Below are 18,004 nucleotides of genomic sequence, written 5' to 3'. Positions count from 1 at the left end.
CGGTGCTCCGCCCCCTCCGGCTGGCGGCCGGGCTGGCTTTGTGCCTGCTGGTGGCCACCGGTTGCGCCACCGGCCCCTCCCGGCAGGTTCCCACGCCCCAGCCCTTGCCCCAGGCCGCCCCGGCCAAGCCGGTGAAGCTGGACTCCCTGGCCCTCTATGCCCAATCCCAACTGCGCCTGCGGGCCGGGGACAAGGTGGAGGCCATCAAGTTCCTGCGCCAGGCCCAGGAGGCGGACCCCAAAAGCGGCTATCTGCACCTGGAGATGGCCCGTCTCTTAATCCGGGTCAACCAGGTGGACAAGGCCCTGGAAGAGGCCCGCGAGGCAGTGCGCCTGAGCCCGGACCTGGTGGACGGCTGGCTGCTCCTGGGCGGGGTCTACACCAACCGCAAGGAAATCTCGCGCGCGGTGGCGGCCTATGAAAAGGCCCTGAGCATCAACCCGGACCAGGAGGACGCCCGCCTGCTCCTGGGCACCCTGTACCTGGAGGACCATCAGGCCGAGGCGGCCTTAAAAGTGCTCACCCCCCTGGTGCAGCAGGAGCCCGACCTGGTGCCTGCCCTGTATTACCTGGGTCAGGCCCAGATGCGCCTGAAGCGCTACGCCGCGGCCGAGAAGAGCTTCCAGGCCGCGCTCAGGTTCTCGCCCGATCTGCAGGGGGCTCAGTACGAGCTGGCCCGCCTCTATGAGCTGCAACGCAACCTGGCCCGTGCCGAGGCCATGTATTTGGCCATCCTTAGACATAATCCCGAATCCACCCTGGCCCACGAGCGCCTGGGACGCCTGTATCTGCGCTCCGGGCGCTACCAGGAGGCCTTGAACCAGTTTGCCATCCTCAAGGGCCTGAGCCGCGACGACCTGGAAGTTCGCATCAAGATCGGCCTGGTCTTTTTGCAGCAAAAGCGCTACGGCCAGGCGGCCGACGAGTTCCGGGCCATCCTAGAGTTGAACCCCAAGAAGCACCGGGCCCGCTACTACCTGGGCCTTACCTTGCAGGAGATGGGCAAGTCCGAGCAGGCCCTGGAGATGCTGGAGGAGGTGCCGCCCAGCTCCGAGTTCTACGTGGAGAGCCGCCTGTTGCAGGCCGAGATTCTCCTGGACCTGAACCAGCCCGAAGAGGCGGGGAAGGTGCTCAAGGAAACCCTGAAGCTCTTCCCCCGCGAGGCGGACCTGCACATGGCCCTGGCCGCCTTGGCCGAAGCCAGCAAGAACCTGGCCGAGGCGGAGCAGGAACTTCGGCAGGCGCTCAAGCTGGAGCCGGGCAATGCGGAAGCCACCTTCCGCCTGGGGGTGGTCCTGGACAAAGAGGGCAACCGGCCGGCGGCCCTGGAGCAGATGCAAAAGGCCATCAGCCTGGACGACCGCCACGCCCGCGCCCTGAATTACCTGGGCTATTCCCTGGCCGAACAAAAACGGGACCTGGACGCGGCCGAGAGCTACATCCGGCGCGCCCTGGCCGTGGAGCCCGGGGCCTACTACATCCTCGACAGCCTGGGCTGGGTGCATTATCAGAAGGGCGACTACAAGCAGGCCCTCAACTACCTGGAGCAGGCCACTGCTGGCGGCAGGCGCGACCCGGTGATCTACGAGCATCTGGGCGACGCGGCCATGAAGATGAAGCGCTACAAGCTGGCCGTGGAGGCTTACGGCAAGGCGTTGCAGCTTATGCCCGGCGAACGAAAGGCTCTGACCTCCAAGCTGGAGCAGGCCCGCCGGATGCTGCGCGACGCGCCGAGCGGCCAATGAGCTCATGCCCGTCACCCGAACCATAGGCTACGCCTTGCTGGCGCTCATGCTCTGCTTGGCGCTAACCTCCTGCATCCACCTGCCCGGCGGAACCACCCTTAGCAACCTCCCCACTCCCGAGGCGGCCAGGCAAGGCCTGGAAAGCCGCCGCCTGGCTGTCAAAAGCTTTGTCATGCGCGGCGAGATCGAGGTCAAGGCTCCCCAGGGCGAGGTGCACGGCGACCACGTGATCATCGGCCAGGCCCCGGACCGTTTGCGGGCCGAGGTGCTGGGGCCCTTTGGCCAGCCCCTTTTGCGGGTGGTGGTGGACGGCCGCAAGCTGAGCGTCTTGTCTTTCCGCGAGAACCGGGCCTATGTGGGCACGGCCTCCCGGGAAAACCTGTCCCGCTTCCTGGGCCTGAGCCTCTCGCCCGGCGAGATCTTCGCGGTGCTCATCGGCGCGCCGCCCCTGTTGCCCGTGGGCTCCGCCGCCACGGTGAGCCCGGTGGAGGGCGGGGAGGGCGCGATGCTGCGCCTGGTGGAGGCGGGGCGGCAGGTCAGCCAGGGGCTGGTGTTCGATCCCGGCGATTTCGTGGTTAGCCGCGCCTGGCTGGAGGACGCCTCGGGCCGGGTGAACTTGCAGACCAGCTTCGGCCAGATGATAAGCGCCTTGAACTCGCGCTACCCCAAGCGGCTCCAGGCCGATGACGGCACGGGACGCAGCCTGCTATTGATCAACGACACCTTGGAGCTAAACCAATCCCCGGACCCGGCCCTGTTCGAGGCCAGCCTGCCGCCGGGCCTGGAGGTGGTGCGCCTGCCATGAGGCTTATTTGCGACGCCATGCTGGGCCGCTTGGCCCGCTGGCTGCGCCTGCTTGGTTACGACGCCCCCCATGTAAAACGCCCCCCCGCCCAGGCCGCGCCCGGCGAAACGGTGCTCACCCGCCGCAAGGCCTGGCAAGGACGCCCTGGCGTCGTTTTCGTGGCCCACGACAAGCTGGAGGACCAGCTCCGCCAGGTGGCCGAAGAGTTGGGGCTCCGGCCCGATTCGGCCAAGTTCCTGTCGCGCTGTCTGGATTGCAATGTGCCCGTGGAGCCCCTGGAGCGGGGCCAGGTAGCTGGTCGGGTGCCGGACTACGTGCTGGACACGGCGGAGGGCTTCACCACATGCCCGCGCTGCAAGAAGGTGTTCTGGCCGGGCAGCCACGGGCAGAGGGCGCGGGAGCGGCTCTCGCACCTGCTGACAGTGCCTTAGACGTTTCGGCTTACTGCCCCTTGAGGCGACTCAGGGCGTTGTCCTTGTCGCACCACACCTTGTTCAACCACTGCTGAAAACGAAGCCGGTACTCGGAGTCGGTGCTATAGTCGCCCACCAGCTCCGGCCCCACCGCGATGGGTTCCACCACGATCTTGATCTCGCGCATCCGGCCGCAGAGATAATCCCAGAAAGTGCCCGTCTGCTGAGGATAGGAGATGGTCACGTTGAGCACCTTGTGCAGTCGGTCGCCCAGGGCGTTCAGCACCAGGGAGGCCCCCCCGGCCTTGGGTCGCAGCAGATTGGCGTGAGGCGAGCCCTGGCGGTCACGCTTGGCATGGCTGAAGCGGGTGCCTTCGGCGAAGTTCATCATGGTGGCGGGGAAGGCCTTGAGCTTGGCGCAGGCCCGCAGGGTGATGTCCATGTCCCGTCCCTGAAGCTTGGGCTTCTTGGCCAGCTTCTCCCGCGAGTAGCGCTTCATGAAGGGGAACTCCAGGGCCATCCAGGCCCAACCCAACACGGGCATCCACTTGAGCCCGCTCTTGATGAAAAACTTGAGATGGGGAATCTTGCGGTTGAACACGTTTTGCAAGACCAGGATATCGGCCCATGACTGGTGATTGGAAAGCACCAGGTACCAACGGTCGGGCCTTACGTCCTCCAGGCCGCTGACCTGATAATTAACCCGGCTGATGAAACGCTGGTTCAGGCCGTTGACGTACACCCAGCCCACCAGGATGCCGTTCAAGGCGCGGTCGCAGAGCCGCCGCCAGGCCCGCAGGGGCACGGTGAACTTGGCCGCGGCCATGGCAAAAAGGGGTATCGACCAGAAAAGAGTATTCAGGGCATAAGAGGCCAGCGCCAGGGCGCCGCGCAGACGCCCCGTCAGCAAGCGTATCATTTTGGGCCAATCTCTAAGAGGAAGGATGCTGGCTAAAGTCTACAGGCGGGGCGGGGGAAGTCAAACCGCCGCGAGGTCACTTGGTCTGCAACAAGCCGAAACCGGTGGCCTGGTCGAAGCGCCGCAGCGCCTCGCTTTCGGTAAGCTCGAAGATCACCGCCTCGGCCACCTGCCACACCTCGATGCCCGGGCGCAGGCAGCCGGCCGCGGTGTCCGCTCCCCGGCCCAACACGCCGTGCATATGCAGGCCCGGCTCGCCGCTCTCGTTGGGGGCGATGAGCCCCAGGCAGGCCGCCTCGTGGATAGCGGTTACGGGGTTGGTGATCACCGGCACGGGGCGGGCCTCTGAGTCGGCCGGGCCGGCCACCAGAGCGCCCTCGCCCAAGGCTCCCAGCAAGGCCACCAGGCCGTGGCTGATGCCCTGGTCGCGGGCGAACTCCTCGATGACCGTGGGCAGACTGTCGCCGTCTTCCAGGCGCATGATGAACACTCGGCCGAACTTGGCTTCTGATGCTTGCATGATGTCTACTCGGGAAGGGGCCGGGCGCAGTCGCTGGTGTCCCCGCAGAGCTTCTCCAGGGCATGGGGCAGGGCGGCCAGCACGGCCTCCAGGTTTTCCAGCGCGCCGCGCGGCGAACCGGGAAGGTTGATGATCAGGGTGGCCCCGCGCACCCCGGCCAGGCCCCGGGAGAGCATGGCGTGGGGGGTGTGCTTCAGGCCCTCGGCGCGCATGGCCTCGGCCAGGCCGGGCACCGGGCGCTGGATGACTTGGGCGGTGGCCTCGGGGGTGTTGTCGCGGGGGCTCAGGCCGGTGCCGCCGGTGGTGACCACCAGGGGCAGGCGCAGCTCGTCGGCGTAGCGTCTCAGCGCGGCCACGATGCCCTGGGGATCGTCGGAGACGGTCTCCTGCACCGTGGCCGTAATGCCGGCCTTGGCCAAGAGCTCGACGAGCGCAGGGCCGGCGAGATCCTCCCGCCGGCCCTGGCTTGCCTTGTCGCTGATGGTCAGAATGGCGGCGGGAAAGCTAATTGCCTTCCTCCTTGGCCTGCTCATAGGCTTCCACGATCTTGGCCTGCACGTCGCCGGGCACTTCCTCGTAGTGGTCCATCTCCATGGTGAAGGCGCCGCGGCCGCCGGTCATGGAGGTGAGCTCCGGCTGGTAGGTGAGCACCTCGGACATGGGAACCAGGGCGCTGATGATCTGCAGGGAGCCCTTGGCGTCCATGCCCAGCACGCGGCCCCGGCGGGAGGAAATGTCGCCCATCACGTCGCCCATAGCGTCCTCGGGCACCATCACGGTCAGCTTCATGATCGGCTCCAGCAGGGTGGGCTTGCACTGCACCGCGCCCTTTTTGAAGCCCATGGAACCGGCCACCTTAAAGGCCATTTCCGAAGAGTCCACCGGGTGGAAAGATCCGTCCACCAGGCGCACCTTCACGTCCACCATGGGGTAGCCGGCCAACACGCCGCCCAACATGGCCTCGCCGATGCCCTTTTCCACCGCCGGGATGTATTGGCGGGGGATGGAGCCGCCCACGATCTCGTCGAGGAACACGTAGCCTTCGCCCTCTTCGGCCGGGCTGATCTCCAGCCAGGTGTCTCCGAATTGGCCGCGGCCGCCGGTCTGCTTCTTGTAGCGGCCCTGCACCCTGACCGAGCCCTTGATGGTCTCGCGGTAGGGCACCTTGGGGGTCTTGAGGTTCACCTCTACACCAAATTTGCGCTTGAGGCGGTCCAGGGTGGTCTCGATGTGCACCGAGCCCATGCCCGAGAGAAGGGCCTCGTTGGTCTGAGGGTCGCGGTCCAGGCGCAGGGTGGGGTCCTCTTCCAAAAGCTTGTTGATGCCCGCGAAGACCTTTTCCTCGTCGCCCTTTTCCTTGGCCTCGATGGCGTAGGAGATCACCGCCGGGAGGGGTTCGATGTCGGCGAACTGGATGGGCTCGTTGCCCGCGCAGAGGGTGTCGCCGGTGTGGGTTTCCTTGAGCTTGGGAATGGCCACGATGTCGCCGGGCAGGGCCTCGCTCACATTCTTCTGAGTCTTGCCGGTCTGGGCGTAGAGCTGGCCGAAGCGCTCCTTGGCGTCGCGGTTGGGGTTGAACAGCTGCATGTCCGAGGTCAGGGTGCCGGAGAACACGCGCACCATGCTCAGGCGGCCGGCAAAGGGGTCGGCCACGGTCTTGAACACCAGGCCGCTGAAGGGCGCGCCGGCGTCGGGCTCGCGGGTCTCCTCGTCCTCGCTGCCCGGCTTGACTCCCTTGACCGCGCCCCGGTCCAGGGGGGAGGGCAGCAGGCGGTTGATCAGGTCCATCACCGGCTGCACGCCCATGTTCTTGAGCGCGGCGGAAGCGGCCACCGGCAGGAACAGGCGCTCGGACACGCCCTTGGCCAGGCCCTTGGCCAGGTCGTCGGCGGTGAGCTCCTCGCCCTCCAGGTAGCGCTCCATCAGGGTGTCGTCGGCCTCGGCGATGTCCTCGATGAGCACCTCGCGGGCGGCCTCCACGTTGTCGGCCAGGTCGGCGGGAATATCGCCGACGGTCATCTTGCCGCCTTCAAAGGTGTAGGCCTTGTTGGCCAGCAGATCCACCACGCCGCTGAAGCTCTCGGCCGCGCCGATGGGGATCTGCAAGCGCACAGCCTTGATGCCCAGCATGTCGGGGATCATGTTGACCGCCGCGTCGAAGTCGGCCCGCTCGCGGTCCATCTTGTTGACCACCACCAGGGCGGGCAACCCCTCGGCGTCCACGAACTGCCAGACCTTCTCGCCCTGCACCTTCACGCCGTCGATGGCGTCGGCCACCATGACCACGCCGTCCACAGCGCGCAGGGCGGCGGCCGCGTCGGAGAGGAAGTTGTCGTCGCCCGGAGCGTCGACCAGATTGACGTTGTGCTTGTTAAAGGAGTAGTGGCCGAAAGAGGCGCTGATGCTGCCCCCGCGCTTGGCCTCTTCAGGCTCCCAGTCCAGGACCGCGGTCCCCTCGTCCACCTTGCCCAGGCGGTCGATGGCCTTGGCGTTGAAAAGCATCGCCTCGGCCAGGGAGGTCTTGCCGGATCCGCCGTGTCCCACCAGGGCCACGGTTCTGGTTGCCTTGATTTTGTCGCTGCTCATGTCGGCTCCTAAAAAAGCTCGGGCGATGACTATTGTCGGTATAAAGATAAGTTAACGGCCAAAATTAACCAAGCGCCGGGAACAAGTCAAGTGGTGGCTTGGTGCTGGAGAGTTTTTTTAGCGTGGGCCCCGCCGGGGGGGCCCAAGAAGCCGTTGGGGGAGGGTAATGGAAAAGGCTCTCTGGCCCGGAAGCGGAGTGCGCCCGGCAGTCAGGGCGTTTGGCTCACCAACCGATATAACGGGTCGTCTCTGGGGATATTTACCCGGGTCCCCCCGTTGGCCCGCTCGCCCCAATGCTTGACCACCGCCGCCACCCCAATATTGAGGGCGTTCAGTACGTGGTCAAAGGGAGCGACGCTGGTGCACCAGCCCCGCCAGGCGGGCTTGGTGCCGCCTTCGGCCTTGAACACCGCTAGGGAGAAGCGGATTTTGTACTTGATTTCCTGGCTCTTCTTGCTCTCGTCACCGATCCGGTTGGCAGGGGCTTTGGCGTCAAAAGAGGCCACCACCCGCAGGGAGGCCTGGCCACGAGGTTTGGGCACCAGCCCCCGATAACTCATGGCGGCGGTGACTTTGCGGATGACCACCTTCTCCAGGGGTGGCGGCTTGAGCAGGCCAGGGACCGTGGCAAAATAATCATCCCAAATCATATAGATGGGAGAGTCATCTGGGACCGAGGCCAGTTCCAAATAGAAAGTGGCAGGCGGGTTCAGGTTGACATGTTCGGAACCGGTGCCGAGCGTGCCGGTCTTGGGAGAGGTGGAGGCGCAGGCCATACCCGCCAAGGCCAGGCAAACCCAAAGAGCAAACAGCTTCTTGTTCATTTATTTCTTATCCCCCCTGACGGACGAATAGCCGCCCTTACTGGTTAAAATATTTTTGCCGCCATGTCCAGCGAAGTCGGGTTTGCCGTTTGCCAGCGCGCTTCCTGCTGTTGTTGCCAGGCTCCAACGAGGCCGCATTTTTATTTTGACTTGCTTCATGGCACTCACGGGATATGATATTGTTTTTTCACGTTGCGGCCCAAGGGGTTAGGACCCCGGGCGAGGGCAACGGAAAGCGAGCGAGGGAGGCCTTGCCGGAGCTGCTGGCCGCGTTCGAGGGATACCTGGCCGAAGGCGCGGGGGCCGCGCCCCTGACCCGGGCTGCCTATGTGCGCGACGTGCGCGAGTTCGCGGCTTTTCTTAGCGATCGCGCGCCTGGGTGGGACTGGCCCTCGGTGCACGACAACGACGTGCTGGCCTGGCTGGCCGACGGCCTGAAGACGAAGAAGCGCTCCACCATGTCCCGCAAGCTCATGAGCCTGAGGAAGTTCTTCGACTTCCTGGTGGCCCGGGAGGTGGTGGCGGCCAACCCGCCCCGGCAGGTGACCCCGCCCCGGCAGGGCAAGCATCTGCCCGCCCGGCTGAGCGTGGACGAGGCCTTCCATTTGGTGCAAGGCCCGTCCCGGGGGGCGGCCAAAGCCCAGAGCCGGGCGCAACAGGCGGCCACCTTGCGCGATGTGGCCATGCTGGAGCTGTTGTACTCCAGCGGCCTCAGGGTGAGCGAGCTCACCGGCCTGGACATCGGCCATCTGCGCCTTGACCTGGCCTTGGTCAGGGTGGTGAGCGGCAAGGGCGGCAAGGAGCGCTGGGTGCCCGTGGGGGCGCGCGCGGCCGAGGCCCTGAACCGCTACCTGGTGGCGCGGCCCGAACTCTTGGCCGAGGGCAGCGGCGAGGAGCAGGCTCTGTTTCTCAACCAGCGGGGAGGGCGGCTGAGCCCGCGCAGCGTGCAGAGTTTGGTGGCCCGCTACGCCGGCGAGCTGAGCCACGGGCGGCGCTTGAGCCCCCACGCCCTTCGGCACGCCATGGCCACCCACCTTTTGGAAGGCGGGGCGGACCTGCGCAGCGTGCAGGAAATGCTGGGGCACCGGAGTTTATCCACCACCCAGAAGTATACTCATCTGACGGTGGACCGGTTGCTCAAGGTGTATGATCAAGCCCATCCCCGGGCCCATGGGGATGACCAGGACAAGGAGGGCTAGATGCCCGCCAACAATATGCGCGGCACCACGGTTTTGGCCATTCGTCACCAGGAAGGTGTGGTCATGGCCGCCGATGGCCAGGTGACCATGGGCAACACCGTGATGAAGGCCAGCGCCAACAAGCTGCGGCGGCTGTACCACGACCAGGTGCTGGCCGGGTTCGCCGGGGCCACGGCCGATGCCTTCACCCTGTTCGAGCGCCTGGAGAGCAAGCTGGAGGCCTATGCCGGCAACCTAACCCGCGCGGCGGTGGAGCTGGCCAAGGACTGGCGCACCGACAAGGTGCTGCGCCAGTTGGAGGCGCTCTTGTTAGCCGCCGACAAGGAGCAGCTCTTGATCATCTCCGGCTCGGGCGACGTAATCGACCCCGAGGAGGGGGTGGCGGCCATCGGCTCGGGCGGGCCTTTCGCCTTGGCCGCGGCCCGGGCCCTGGTGGGCAACACCGGGATGAAGCCCGAGGAGATCGCCCGCGAGGCCATGCGCATCGCGGCGGACATATGCATTTACACCAACCACCAGGTGAAGGTGGAGAGCCTATAAATGGCAACCCTGACCCCCAGAGAGATCGTGGCCGAGCTGGACAAGTACGTCATCGGCCAGCACGACGCCAAACGCTGCGTGGCCATCGCGCTGCGCAACCGCTGGCGGCGCCGCCAAGTGCCCGAGCACCTGCGCGACGAGATCGCACCCAAGAACATCATCATGATCGGCCCCACCGGGGTGGGTAAGACCGAGATCGCCCGGCGGCTGGCCCGCCTGGCCGACGCGCCTTTCCTCAAGGTCGAGGCCTCCAAGTTCACCGAGGTGGGCTACGTGGGCCGCGACGTTGAGTCCATGATCCGCGACCTGACCGAGCTGGCCATCAACATGGTCAAGGAGGCGGAGCACGAGACCGTAAAAGCCAAGGCCCGCGAGCTGGCCGAGGAGCGGCTGCTGGATATTCTCTTGCCCCCGCGCCGCCCGGGCGACGACAAGGGCGAGGAAGAGGCGGGCCATCTGGAGGTGGTCCGGGTGGGCGAGGAGATCAACCCCACCCGCAGCAAGCTGCGCCGCCTGTTGCGCGAAGGCAAGATGAACGAGCGCTACGTGGACCTGGAGGTGCAGTCCCAAGGCCCCACGCCCATGGTGGAGATATTCTCGGCCGGGGGCATGGAAGAGATGGGCATGAACCTCAAGGACATGCTGGGCGGCATGTTCCCCCAGCAGACCAAGCGCCGCAAGGTGAAGGTGCCCGAGGCCCTGGAGATATTGGCGGGCGAGGAAGCCGGCCGGCTCATCGACATGGACCGGGTGGTGACCGAGGCCATGGCCAAGGTGGAGCAGGAGGGCATCATCTTCCTGGACGAGATCGACAAGATCGCGGGCCGGGAGGCGGGCCACGGCCCGGACGTGAGCCGCGAGGGCGTGCAGCGCGACCTGCTGCCCCTGGTGGAGGGCTCCACGGTGACCACCAAGTACGGCATGATCAAGACCGACCATATCTTGTTCATCGCCGCGGGCGCTTTCCATGTGGCCAAGCCCAGCGACCTGGTGCCCGAGCTGCAAGGCCGCTTCCCCATCCGGGTGGAGCTTAGCGCCTTGAGCGCCGAGGACTTCGTGCGCATCCTCACCGAGCCGCACAACGCCCTGATCCGGCAGTACGAGGAACTGATGAAGACCGAAGGACTGACCCTGGAGTTCGGCGAGGACGCCATCAAGGAGATCGCCGAGATCGCCTCCAAGGTGAACCTGGCCACCGAGAACATCGGGGCGCGGCGGCTGCACACGGTGATGGAGCGCCTCTTGGAAGAGGTGAGCTTCGAGGCTCCGGACATGGACGGCGTGAGCCTGGCCATTGACGCAGCCTACGTGAAACAGCGCTTGTCCGAGATAAGCACGGACCGCGACCTGAGCCGCTACATTCTTTAGGAAGCAAATGCTATGGCTCCCCTAGACCCCCAAGTGACCGCCCAGACCCTGATCGAGGCGCTGCCCTATATCCAGCGCTTCTCGGGGCAGACCGTGGTGGTCAAGTATGGCGGCCACGCCATGGTGGACGAGGCCCTCAAGCAGAGCTTCGCCCTGAACGTCATTTTGCTCAGGGCCGTGGGCATCTACCCGGTGGTGGTGCACGGCGGCGGCCCCCAGATCGGCGAGCTACTCAAGCGCCTGGACATCGCCTGCGAGTTCATCGACGGCATGAGGGTTACCAGCCCCGAGGTCATGGACGTGGTGCAGATGGTCCTGGTGGGCCAGGTGAACACCTCCATCGTGGGGCTGATCAACCAGCACGGCGGCCGGGCCGTGGGGCTCAGCGGCCATGGCGGCGGGCTGATCAAGGCCAGCAAGATGCAGATGACCCGCAAGTGCGCCAAGGACGACCAGCCGCCCGAGATAATCGACCTGGGCCTGGTGGGCCAGGTGGAGAGCGTGGACGCCCAGGTGCTGCACGCCCTGGAGCACGGCGCTTTCATCCCGGTGATCGCGCCGGTGGGGGTGGGGCCGGACGGGGCCTCACTCAACATCAACGCCGACCTGGTGGCCGGGGCGGTGGCCGGAAGGCTGCGCGCCTCCAAGCTGATCATGATGACCGACACGCCCGGGGTCTTGGATTCCGAGGGAAAGCTGATAAGCTCCTTGACCCGGGCCACGGCCGGGCAACTCATGGAGGAGGGGGTCATCGCCGGTGGCATGATCCCCAAGGTGAACTGCTGCCTCTCCGCCCTGGACGCGGGAGTGGAGCGGGCCCACGTCATCGACGGGCGGGTGCCGGACGCGCTACTCTTGGAGGTCTTCACCGACAAGGGCGTGGGCACCATTTTCAGCGAGCGCTAGCAAGAAGTGGGGACCAGACCCATGCCGCAAAAACGACGATAAGGCCGCATCCCAGCAAGGCTGTTTTTTCGCGCGAGAAAATTTCCCAGCTTTAAGGAGCGAGCCATGCAAGCCGCGGAGCTTATCGATAAATACGTTATGAAGACCTACGCCCGGGCCCCCATCACCTTTGTGCGGGGCCAGGGATGCCGGCTGTGGGACGACCAGGACAAGCAGTACACCGACTTTTTGGCCGGCATCGCGGTGACGAACCTGGGACACGCCCATCCCGGCGTGGCCCAGGCGGTGTGCAACCAGGCCCTGAACCTGGTGCACGTGTCCAACCTCTACTACACCGAGCCTCAGGCCGCTGTGGCCCAGATGCTGGTGAACAACTCCTTTGCCGACCGGGTGTTCTTTTGCAACTCCGGGGCCGAGGCCAATGAGGGAGCCCTCAAGCTGGCCCGGCTGTGGGGCAAGGAAAAGAAGAACGGGGCCTTCACCATCATCACCATGGAGCGGTCTTTCCACGGCCGCACCCTGGGCACCCTCTCGGCCACGGGCCAGGACAAGATCCAAAAGGGCTACGACCCCCTGGTGCCCCGCTTCAAGCACGTGCCCTTCGGCGACCTGGAGGCGGTCAAGGCGGCCTGGGACGATAACGTCTGCGCCGTGTTGGCCGAGCCGGTCCTGGGCGAGGGCGGGGTGGTGGTGCCGCCTGACGGCTATCTGGCCGGGCTCAAGGAGCTGTGCGAGGCCAACGGCGCGCTGCTCTTGTTCGACGAGGTGCAAACCGGCCTGGGCCGCACGGGCAAGCTGTTCGCCCACGAGCACTGGGGGGTGACTCCGCACGTGATGACCTTGGCCAAGGCCCTGGCCAACGGCCTGCCCGCCGGGGCCATCCTGGCCGAGGAAAAGGCGGCGGCTCTTTTCGGACCCGGCACCCACGCCACCACTTTCGGGGCCGGCCCGGTGATCATGGCCGCCTCCGGGGTGGTGCTGGATCATCTGATCAACCGGGGCCTGGTGGAGCACGCCGAGGCCGAGGGCTTCTACTTCAAGACCCGGCTGGAGGAGCTGGCCGCCAAGCATGCCTGCGTGTTGGAGGCGCGCGGCCTGGGCCTTATGCTGGGCCTGGCCCTGGACCGGGAGGCCGGCCCCCTGGTGGGCAAGCTCCGCGACCTGGGCTACATCGTGGGAGCCACCCAGGACACGGTGCTTCGCTTCGTGCCGCCCCTGGTGGTGAGCCGGGACGAGATCGACGGACTCATAGCGGCCCTGGACCAGGTCCTGGCCGAGGCGGAATAGTCATGAAGCTCAAAACCGAACACCTGCTGACCATCCGCGACCTGAGCCCCGAAGAGGTGCGGGGCCTGGTGGCCCGGGCCGCCGAGCTCAAGGCCGCGCTCAAGGGCGCGGGCCATGGCCAGCCTCTGGCAGGCAAGAGCGTGGCCCTGATCTTCGACAAGCCCTCCACCCGGACCAGGGTGTCCTTTGAGGTGGGCATCAACCAGCTGGGCGGCAACACCCTGTTCATGACCTCGCGGGACAGCCAGCTGGGCCGCGACGAGCCGCTCAAGGACACCGCCCGGGTGCTGAGCCGCTACGTGGACGGGGTGGTGGTGCGCACCTTTGGCCAGGAAGTGGTCAGCGAGCTGGCCCGCTGGGGCTCCATCCCGGTGATCAACGCGCTCACCGACCTGTATCACCCCTGCCAGGTGCTCAGCGACCTGCTTACGGTGCAGGAGAATTTCGGCCGCTTGGACGGGCTCACCTACGCCTGGCTGGGCGACGGCAACAACATGGCCCATTCCTGGCTGGAGGCCGCCGCCGCCCTGGGGCTCACCCTGAACCTGGCATGTCCGGACGGCTTCCTTCCAGACCCGGAGATCGTTGGCTACGCCCGGGAGCAGGGAGCGACCATCAACCTGAGCGGCGACCCCCGGGAAGCCATCAAGGGGGCCCAGGTGGTCAACACCGACGTGTGGGCCTCCATGGGTCAGGAGGCCGAGGCCGGCGAACGGCTGAAGTCCTTTGGCGGCTACACCCTGGATAAGGAGCTGTTGTCCCTGGCCGATCCCGAGGCCATTGTGCTACATTGTCTTCCCGCCCACCGGGGCGAGGAAATCAGCGACGAGGTCATGGAAGGCCCGCAGTCGGTGGTCTGGGACCAGGCCGAAAACCGGCTGCACATGCAAAAGGCCGTCCTGGAGGCCCTTATGGGGCCGCAAGAGAGTGAAAAGTCATGACAAAAGACATCAAGAAGGTGGTGCTCGCCTATTCCGGCGGCCTGGACACCTCCATCATCCTGAAGTGGCTCATCGAGACCTATGACTGCGAAGTGGTGGCCTACGTGGCCGACCTGGGGCAGGGCGAGGAGCTGGAAGAGGCCCGCCAAAAAGGCCTGGACACCGGAGCCAGCGAGGTCATCGTGGACGACCTCAAAGAGGAGTTCGTCCGCGACTACGTGTTCCCCGCCTTCAGGGCCGGGGCCATCTACGAGACCCGCTATCTGCTGGGCACCAGCCTGGCCCGCCCGGTGATCGCCAAGGGGCAGGTCAAGGCCGCCCGCGACACCGGCTCCGACTCGGTGAGCCACGGCGCCACGGGAAAGGGCAACGACCAGGTGCGTTTCGAGCTGGGCTACCAGGCCCTGGCCCCGGACCTGAAGATCATCGCCCCCTGGCGGGAGTGGGACATGAACTCCCGCGAGGCCCTGGTGGCCTATGCCACCAAGCACGGCATCCCCGTGCCGGTAACCAAGGCCAAGCCTTACTCCAGCGACCGCAACCTGCTGCACATCTCCTTTGAGGGCGGCATCCTGGAAGACCCCTGGGCCACTCCGCCGGAGGACATGTTTGTGCTTAGCGTGTCGCCCCAGGCGGCCCCGGACCAGCCCGAGGAAGTCATCCTGGAGTTCGAGGCGGGCGACGCCATCGCGGTCAACGGCGAGAAGCTCACCCCCGCGGCGCTGTTGGCCAAGCTCAACGAGCTGGGCGGCAAGCATGGCGTGGGCCGGGTGGATCTGGTGGAGAACCGCTACGTGGGCATGAAGAGCCGGGGAGTGTACGAGACCCCGGGCGGCACCATCCTGCGCGCCGGCCATCTGGCCTTGGAGAGCCTGTGCCTGGACCGCGAGGTGCTGCGCATCCGCGACAACCTGCTCCCGCATTACAGCGAGCTGATTTACTACGGCTACTGGTTCAGCCCGGAGATGGAGCTGTTGCAGGGCATGATGGACAAGGCGGCCGAGCCAGTGACCGGCGAGGTCAAGCTACAGCTTTACAAGGGCAACGTGACGGTCCTAGGCCGCCGCTCGCCCAACAGCCTGTATAGGCCGGACATCGCCACCTTTGAGGCGGACACGGTCTACGACCAGGCCGACGCCACCGGCTTCATCCGGCTCAACGGCCTCCGGCTACGCATTCGGCATGCCCTGGAACAGGCCAAGAAGTAGTTCAACCGCACTATTAGGGAATAGAGTAAAGTGGCTGACGATAAAGGCAAAAGGCTCTGGGGCGGACGCTTCGGCGAGGGACCCCACCAGCTCATGGAGCGCATCAACGCCTCCATCGGGGTGGACCGCCGCCTTTATTTGCAGGACATCCGGGGCTCCCAGGCCCACGCGGCCATGCTGGCCCGGCAAGAGGTCTTGAGCCAGGCCGACGCTGAAAAGATCATCGCCGGGCTGGAGCAGGTGCGCGCCGAGATCGAGGCCGGGCAGATGGCCTGGTCCGACTCCCTGGAGGACATTCACACCCACGTGGAGATGCGCCTCAAGGAGATCATCGGCGAGGCGGCCGGACGGCTGCACACCGCCCGTAGCCGCAACGACCAGGTGGCCACGGACCTGCGCCTGTGGATCATGGACGCGGGCCGCGAGCTGGATAGCGCGTTGATCGGCTTCCAGCGGGCCTTGGTGGAGGTGGCCGGCGAGCACACCACCACCATCATGCCCGGCTACACCCACTTGCAGCGGGCCCAGCCGGTTTTGTTGGCCCACCATCTCCTGGCCTACGTGGAGATGGCCTGGCGCGACCGCGAGCGTCTGGCCGGGTGCCTGGGCCGCGCGGCGGTCTTGCCCCTGGGCGCGGCCGCCTTGGCGGGCACCAGCTTCAAGCTGGACCCAGCCTCGGTGGCCCGGGAGCTGGGCTTCGGCGCGGTGTTCAACAACTCCCTGGACGCGGTGAGCGACCGCGACTTCGCGGCCGAGTTCCTCTTCGTGCTCAGCCTGGTGCAGGTGCATTTGTCGCGCCTGGCCGAAGAGCTGGTGCTCTGGTCCAGCCAGGAGTTCGGCTTCATCAGCCTGAGCGACGCCTTTGCCACCGGCAGCTCCATCATGCCCCAGAAGAAGAACCCCGACGCCGCCGAGCTGGTGCGGGGCAAGACCGGCCGCGTGATGGGAGATTTGATCGCGCTGATGACCGTGCTCAAGGGTCTGCCCCTGGCCTACAACAAGGACCTGCAGGAGGACAAGGAGCCGGTGTTCGACGCGTTCGACACGGTGATGGACTGCCTGCTGGTCATGGCCCCCATGATCTCCACCATGCACGTCAACGCCTCGCGCATGGAGCTGGCCGTGGGGCACGGCTTCCTCAACGCTACCGAGCTGGCCGACTACCTGGCCGCCCAGGGGGTGCCCTTCCGGGTGGCCCACGAGGTGGCGGGCAAGGCGGTGCGCCTGGCCGAGGAAAGGGTGTGCACCCTGGAGGACCTGGGCGAGGAAGATCACGCCCGGTTGTGCGAAGGGCTTGAGGTCGAGCTGGGAGTCGGGTTAAAACAGGCCTTGGATCCGGTCCGGGCCGTGGACCGGCGCATATCGCCCGGCGGCACCGCCCGCCAAAACGTGGAAGCAGCCCTAGAGGAGGCGAGGAAGCGGTTATGGCCAGAAGGCTCAGCTTAGCGGCAATTCTGTTGATTATCTCGGCGGCCCTTCTGGCCGGGGGCTGCGGGGTCAAGGCTCCGCCCACGCCCTCAAGCCAGTTGGCTCCCGTGGCTCCGGGCAACATAGAGGTAAAGCCGGTGGCCGAGGGCATGCAAGTGAGCTTCAGCGTGCCCGGCGCGCCCACCCCCGCCCGGGCCGTCGAGGAAATCCGCCTGTACTACGGCTATCTGCCCCTGACCGGCGACCCCGCCTGTCCGCCGTGCCCGCCCAATCTGCGCAAGTACCACCGCTTCGACCTGCCGGCCAAGCCCCAGAAAAAGGGCCAGGCCAGCGCGCAGGAAGGCGGTCGTTTCGTGTATCTGGACCGCAGCGCCCCGGTGAACCAGGAGGCCCTGTATCAGGTGGTGCTCATCGACGCGGCGGGACGCGCTAGCGGCAGGTCGCCCCTGGTCCGAATGCCCCGCCTACTGCCAGCCGCCGCCCCGGCCAGCCTGAGCGCGGCCCCCGGCGACGGCCAGGTGGTGCTGGCCTGGGACGAGGTGAAGCTCTCGGCCGACGGCAAGACCCTCACCGACATCGCGGGCTACATCGTGATGCGCAAGGGCCCCGACGGCACCAAGCAGCTCAACGAGCGCCCCCTGACCAAGCCCGCCCTCACCGACAAGACCGTGACCAACGGCGCGCAGTATTCCTACCGGGTGCACGCGGTGCGCGGCTACAAGGACAAGAACCTGCCCGGGGTGGGCAGCGCCTGGGCCCAGGTTAAGCCCACTGACAAGACACCGCCCGCGCCGCCCAGCGACCTGGCCGCGGCCAGCGCCAAGGAGGGCATCTACCTGCGCTTCACCCCCAGCGCCTCGGCCGACGTGGCGGGCTACTACGTATACCGCAAGGGCAAGACCGGCCCCTGGACCAAGGTCAACGAGTCCCTGTTGGTGGAGAACGTGTACGTGGACAAGGGCGTCAAGCCCGAGAAGGCCTACTATTACCGCATCACCACGGTGGACGAGGCGGGCAACGAGAGCCAATTCAGCGAGGTGCTGGATATAGTGCACCTTCCCTAGCTGACCGCTGGTTTTAGGTAAAAACTTGGCCGGGTCCCCTTTTTCGGGGCCCGGCCAGTCTTGACAAAAGGGCCAATTTAAGGGAAGTTATCTGGAGCCGCGCTTGGCGGCCGCACGGGACGAGCTCCGACTGGTCCCTTCACCAAACAGCGAGTCGATCATGGGCTGGAGCCGGATCAACATCAAGAGCGCGGTTAAGGGCAAACGCAAGCCCGCGCGTTGGTCCCGGTTGCCTGCCGTGGCGGCATAGC

General features: G+C 66.1%; 18 protein-coding genes. 12 read left to right on the top strand and 6 right to left on the bottom strand.

The features are described 5' to 3' along the window. Nucleotides 1–2 precede the first annotated feature (2 nt). The 3 genes from KQH53_07765 to KQH53_07755 are packed head-to-tail and all read left to right on the top strand — an operon-like array spanning nucleotide 3 to nucleotide 2,981. Entirely contained in the window at nucleotides 3–1,745 is a 1,743-nt protein-coding gene (locus KQH53_07765; GenBank protein MCB2226560.1) for a tetratricopeptide repeat protein, read from the top strand. A 4-nt stretch (nucleotides 1,746–1,749) separates the two neighbouring features. Beyond that, nucleotides 1,750–2,550: a DUF4292 domain-containing protein gene (locus tag KQH53_07760; GenBank protein ID MCB2226559.1), complete on the top strand. Its 801-nt coding sequence runs from the start codon at nucleotides 1,750–1,752 to the stop codon at nucleotides 2,548–2,550. After that, nucleotides 2,547–2,981, top strand: a complete 435-nt coding sequence (locus KQH53_07755) for a Mut7-C RNAse domain-containing protein (protein ID MCB2226558.1) — start codon at nucleotides 2,547–2,549, stop codon at nucleotides 2,979–2,981. Before KQH53_07760 ends, KQH53_07755 begins: the two co-directional genes overlap by 4 nt. A 10-nt stretch (nucleotides 2,982–2,991) precedes the next feature. On the opposite strand, the gene KQH53_07750 is transcribed toward KQH53_07755, so the two are convergent. From KQH53_07750 to KQH53_07725, 6 genes are all read right to left on the bottom strand, one after another. Continuing rightward, nucleotides 2,992–3,882: an acyltransferase gene (locus KQH53_07750; protein ID MCB2226557.1), complete on the bottom strand. Its 891-nt coding sequence runs from the start codon at nucleotides 3,880–3,882 to the stop codon at nucleotides 2,992–2,994. Nucleotides 3,883–3,958: 76 nt separating this feature from the next. Continuing rightward, nucleotides 3,959–4,402 carry a DNA-binding protein gene (locus KQH53_07745; GenBank protein ID MCB2226556.1) on the bottom strand — a complete coding sequence of 148 codons (444 nt, stop codon included), beginning with the start codon at nucleotides 4,400–4,402 and terminating at the stop codon, nucleotides 3,959–3,961. Between the two features lie 5 nt (nucleotides 4,403–4,407). Then, entirely contained in the window at nucleotides 4,408–4,911 is a 504-nt protein-coding gene (locus KQH53_07740; GenBank protein MCB2226555.1) for a MogA/MoaB family molybdenum cofactor biosynthesis protein, read from the bottom strand. Then, nucleotides 4,907–6,988, bottom strand: coding sequence for an elongation factor G (gene fusA, locus KQH53_07735; protein MCB2226554.1), 2,082 nt, complete (start codon nucleotides 6,986–6,988; stop codon nucleotides 4,907–4,909). The genes KQH53_07740 and fusA overlap by 5 nt, the downstream gene beginning before the upstream one ends. A 209-nt stretch (nucleotides 6,989–7,197) precedes the next feature. Next, complete coding sequence (locus KQH53_07730) at nucleotides 7,198–7,812, bottom strand: hypothetical protein (protein ID MCB2226553.1); 615 nt, start codon at nucleotides 7,810–7,812, stop codon at nucleotides 7,198–7,200. Beyond that, on the bottom strand, nucleotides 7,813–7,971 hold the full coding sequence (locus KQH53_07725; GenBank protein ID MCB2226552.1) for a hypothetical protein: 159 nt from the start codon (nucleotides 7,969–7,971) through the stop codon (nucleotides 7,813–7,815). A gap of 92 nt (nucleotides 7,972–8,063) precedes the next feature. Between KQH53_07725 and KQH53_07720 the strand changes: the two genes are divergently transcribed. From KQH53_07720 to KQH53_07680, 9 genes are all read left to right on the top strand, one after another. Next, a complete protein-coding gene (locus KQH53_07720; protein ID MCB2226551.1) occupies nucleotides 8,064–9,011 on the top strand; it encodes a tyrosine recombinase XerC in 948 nt (315 codons plus the stop codon). Nucleotides 9,012–9,026: 15 nt separating this feature from the next. After that, complete coding sequence (gene hslV / locus KQH53_07715; GenBank protein MCB2226550.1) at nucleotides 9,027–9,551, top strand: ATP-dependent protease subunit HslV; 525 nt, start codon at nucleotides 9,027–9,029, stop codon at nucleotides 9,549–9,551. Continuing rightward, entirely contained in the window at nucleotides 9,552–10,919 is a 1,368-nt protein-coding gene (gene hslU, locus KQH53_07710) for an ATP-dependent protease ATPase subunit HslU (GenBank protein ID MCB2226549.1), read from the top strand. Between the two features lie 12 nt (nucleotides 10,920–10,931). After that, complete coding sequence (gene argB / locus KQH53_07705; protein MCB2226548.1) at nucleotides 10,932–11,825, top strand: acetylglutamate kinase; 894 nt, start codon at nucleotides 10,932–10,934, stop codon at nucleotides 11,823–11,825. Nucleotides 11,826–11,930: 105 nt separating this feature from the next. Then, entirely contained in the window at nucleotides 11,931–13,112 is a 1,182-nt protein-coding gene (locus KQH53_07700) for an aspartate aminotransferase family protein (GenBank protein MCB2226547.1), read from the top strand. A 2-nt stretch (nucleotides 13,113–13,114) separates the two neighbouring features. Then, complete coding sequence (gene argF / locus KQH53_07695; protein ID MCB2226546.1) at nucleotides 13,115–14,053, top strand: ornithine carbamoyltransferase; 939 nt, start codon at nucleotides 13,115–13,117, stop codon at nucleotides 14,051–14,053. After that, nucleotides 14,050–15,261, top strand: coding sequence for an argininosuccinate synthase (locus KQH53_07690; protein ID MCB2226545.1), 1,212 nt, complete (start codon nucleotides 14,050–14,052; stop codon nucleotides 15,259–15,261). Before argF ends, KQH53_07690 begins: the two co-directional genes overlap by 4 nt. Before the next feature lie 30 nt (nucleotides 15,262–15,291). Next, complete coding sequence (argH, locus tag KQH53_07685) at nucleotides 15,292–16,707, top strand: argininosuccinate lyase (protein MCB2226544.1); 1,416 nt, start codon at nucleotides 15,292–15,294, stop codon at nucleotides 16,705–16,707. Then, nucleotides 16,686–17,753 (top strand): hypothetical protein, encoded by a 1,068-nt coding sequence (locus tag KQH53_07680; protein ID MCB2226543.1) that lies wholly within the window; start codon nucleotides 16,686–16,688, stop codon nucleotides 17,751–17,753. The genes argH and KQH53_07680 overlap by 22 nt, the downstream gene beginning before the upstream one ends. Nucleotides 17,754–18,004 lie beyond the last annotated feature (251 nt).

Source organism: Desulfarculaceae bacterium, from assembly GCA_020444545.1.
Taxonomy (GTDB): domain Bacteria; phylum Desulfobacterota; class Desulfarculia; order Desulfarculales; family Desulfarculaceae; genus Desulfoferula.
The sequence above is the reverse complement of the archived record's forward strand: the minus strand, read 5'-3'. Positions and strand labels throughout refer to the sequence as shown.

Coding starts and splice junctions, on each gene's coding strand:
- KQH53_07690 (MCB2226545.1), top strand. CDS start 14,050: ATGACAAAAGACATCAAGAAGGTGGTGCTCGCCTATTCCGGCGGCCTG.
- argB (MCB2226548.1), top strand. CDS start 10,932: ATGGCTCCCCTAGACCCCCAAGTGACCGCCCAGACCCTGATCGAGGCG.
- KQH53_07680 (MCB2226543.1), top strand. CDS start 16,686: ATGGCCAGAAGGCTCAGCTTAGCGGCAATTCTGTTGATTATCTCGGCG.
- argF (MCB2226546.1), top strand. CDS start 13,115: ATGAAGCTCAAAACCGAACACCTGCTGACCATCCGCGACCTGAGCCCC.
- KQH53_07760 (MCB2226559.1), top strand. CDS start 1,750: ATGCCCGTCACCCGAACCATAGGCTACGCCTTGCTGGCGCTCATGCTC.
- hslV (MCB2226550.1), top strand. CDS start 9,027: ATGCGCGGCACCACGGTTTTGGCCATTCGTCACCAGGAAGGTGTGGTC.
- KQH53_07730 (MCB2226553.1), bottom strand. CDS start 7,812: ATGAACAAGAAGCTGTTTGCTCTTTGGGTTTGCCTGGCCTTGGCGGGT.
- KQH53_07700 (MCB2226547.1), top strand. CDS start 11,931: ATGCAAGCCGCGGAGCTTATCGATAAATACGTTATGAAGACCTACGCC.
- KQH53_07750 (MCB2226557.1), bottom strand. CDS start 3,882: ATGATACGCTTGCTGACGGGGCGTCTGCGCGGCGCCCTGGCGCTGGCC.
- KQH53_07755 (MCB2226558.1), top strand. CDS start 2,547: ATGAGGCTTATTTGCGACGCCATGCTGGGCCGCTTGGCCCGCTGGCTG.
- fusA (MCB2226554.1), bottom strand. CDS start 6,988: ATGAGCAGCGACAAAATCAAGGCAACCAGAACCGTGGCCCTGGTGGGA.
- KQH53_07745 (MCB2226556.1), bottom strand. CDS start 4,402: ATGCAAGCATCAGAAGCCAAGTTCGGCCGAGTGTTCATCATGCGCCTG.
- KQH53_07725 (MCB2226552.1), bottom strand. CDS start 7,971: ATGAAGCAAGTCAAAATAAAAATGCGGCCTCGTTGGAGCCTGGCAACA.
- hslU (MCB2226549.1), top strand. CDS start 9,552: ATGGCAACCCTGACCCCCAGAGAGATCGTGGCCGAGCTGGACAAGTAC.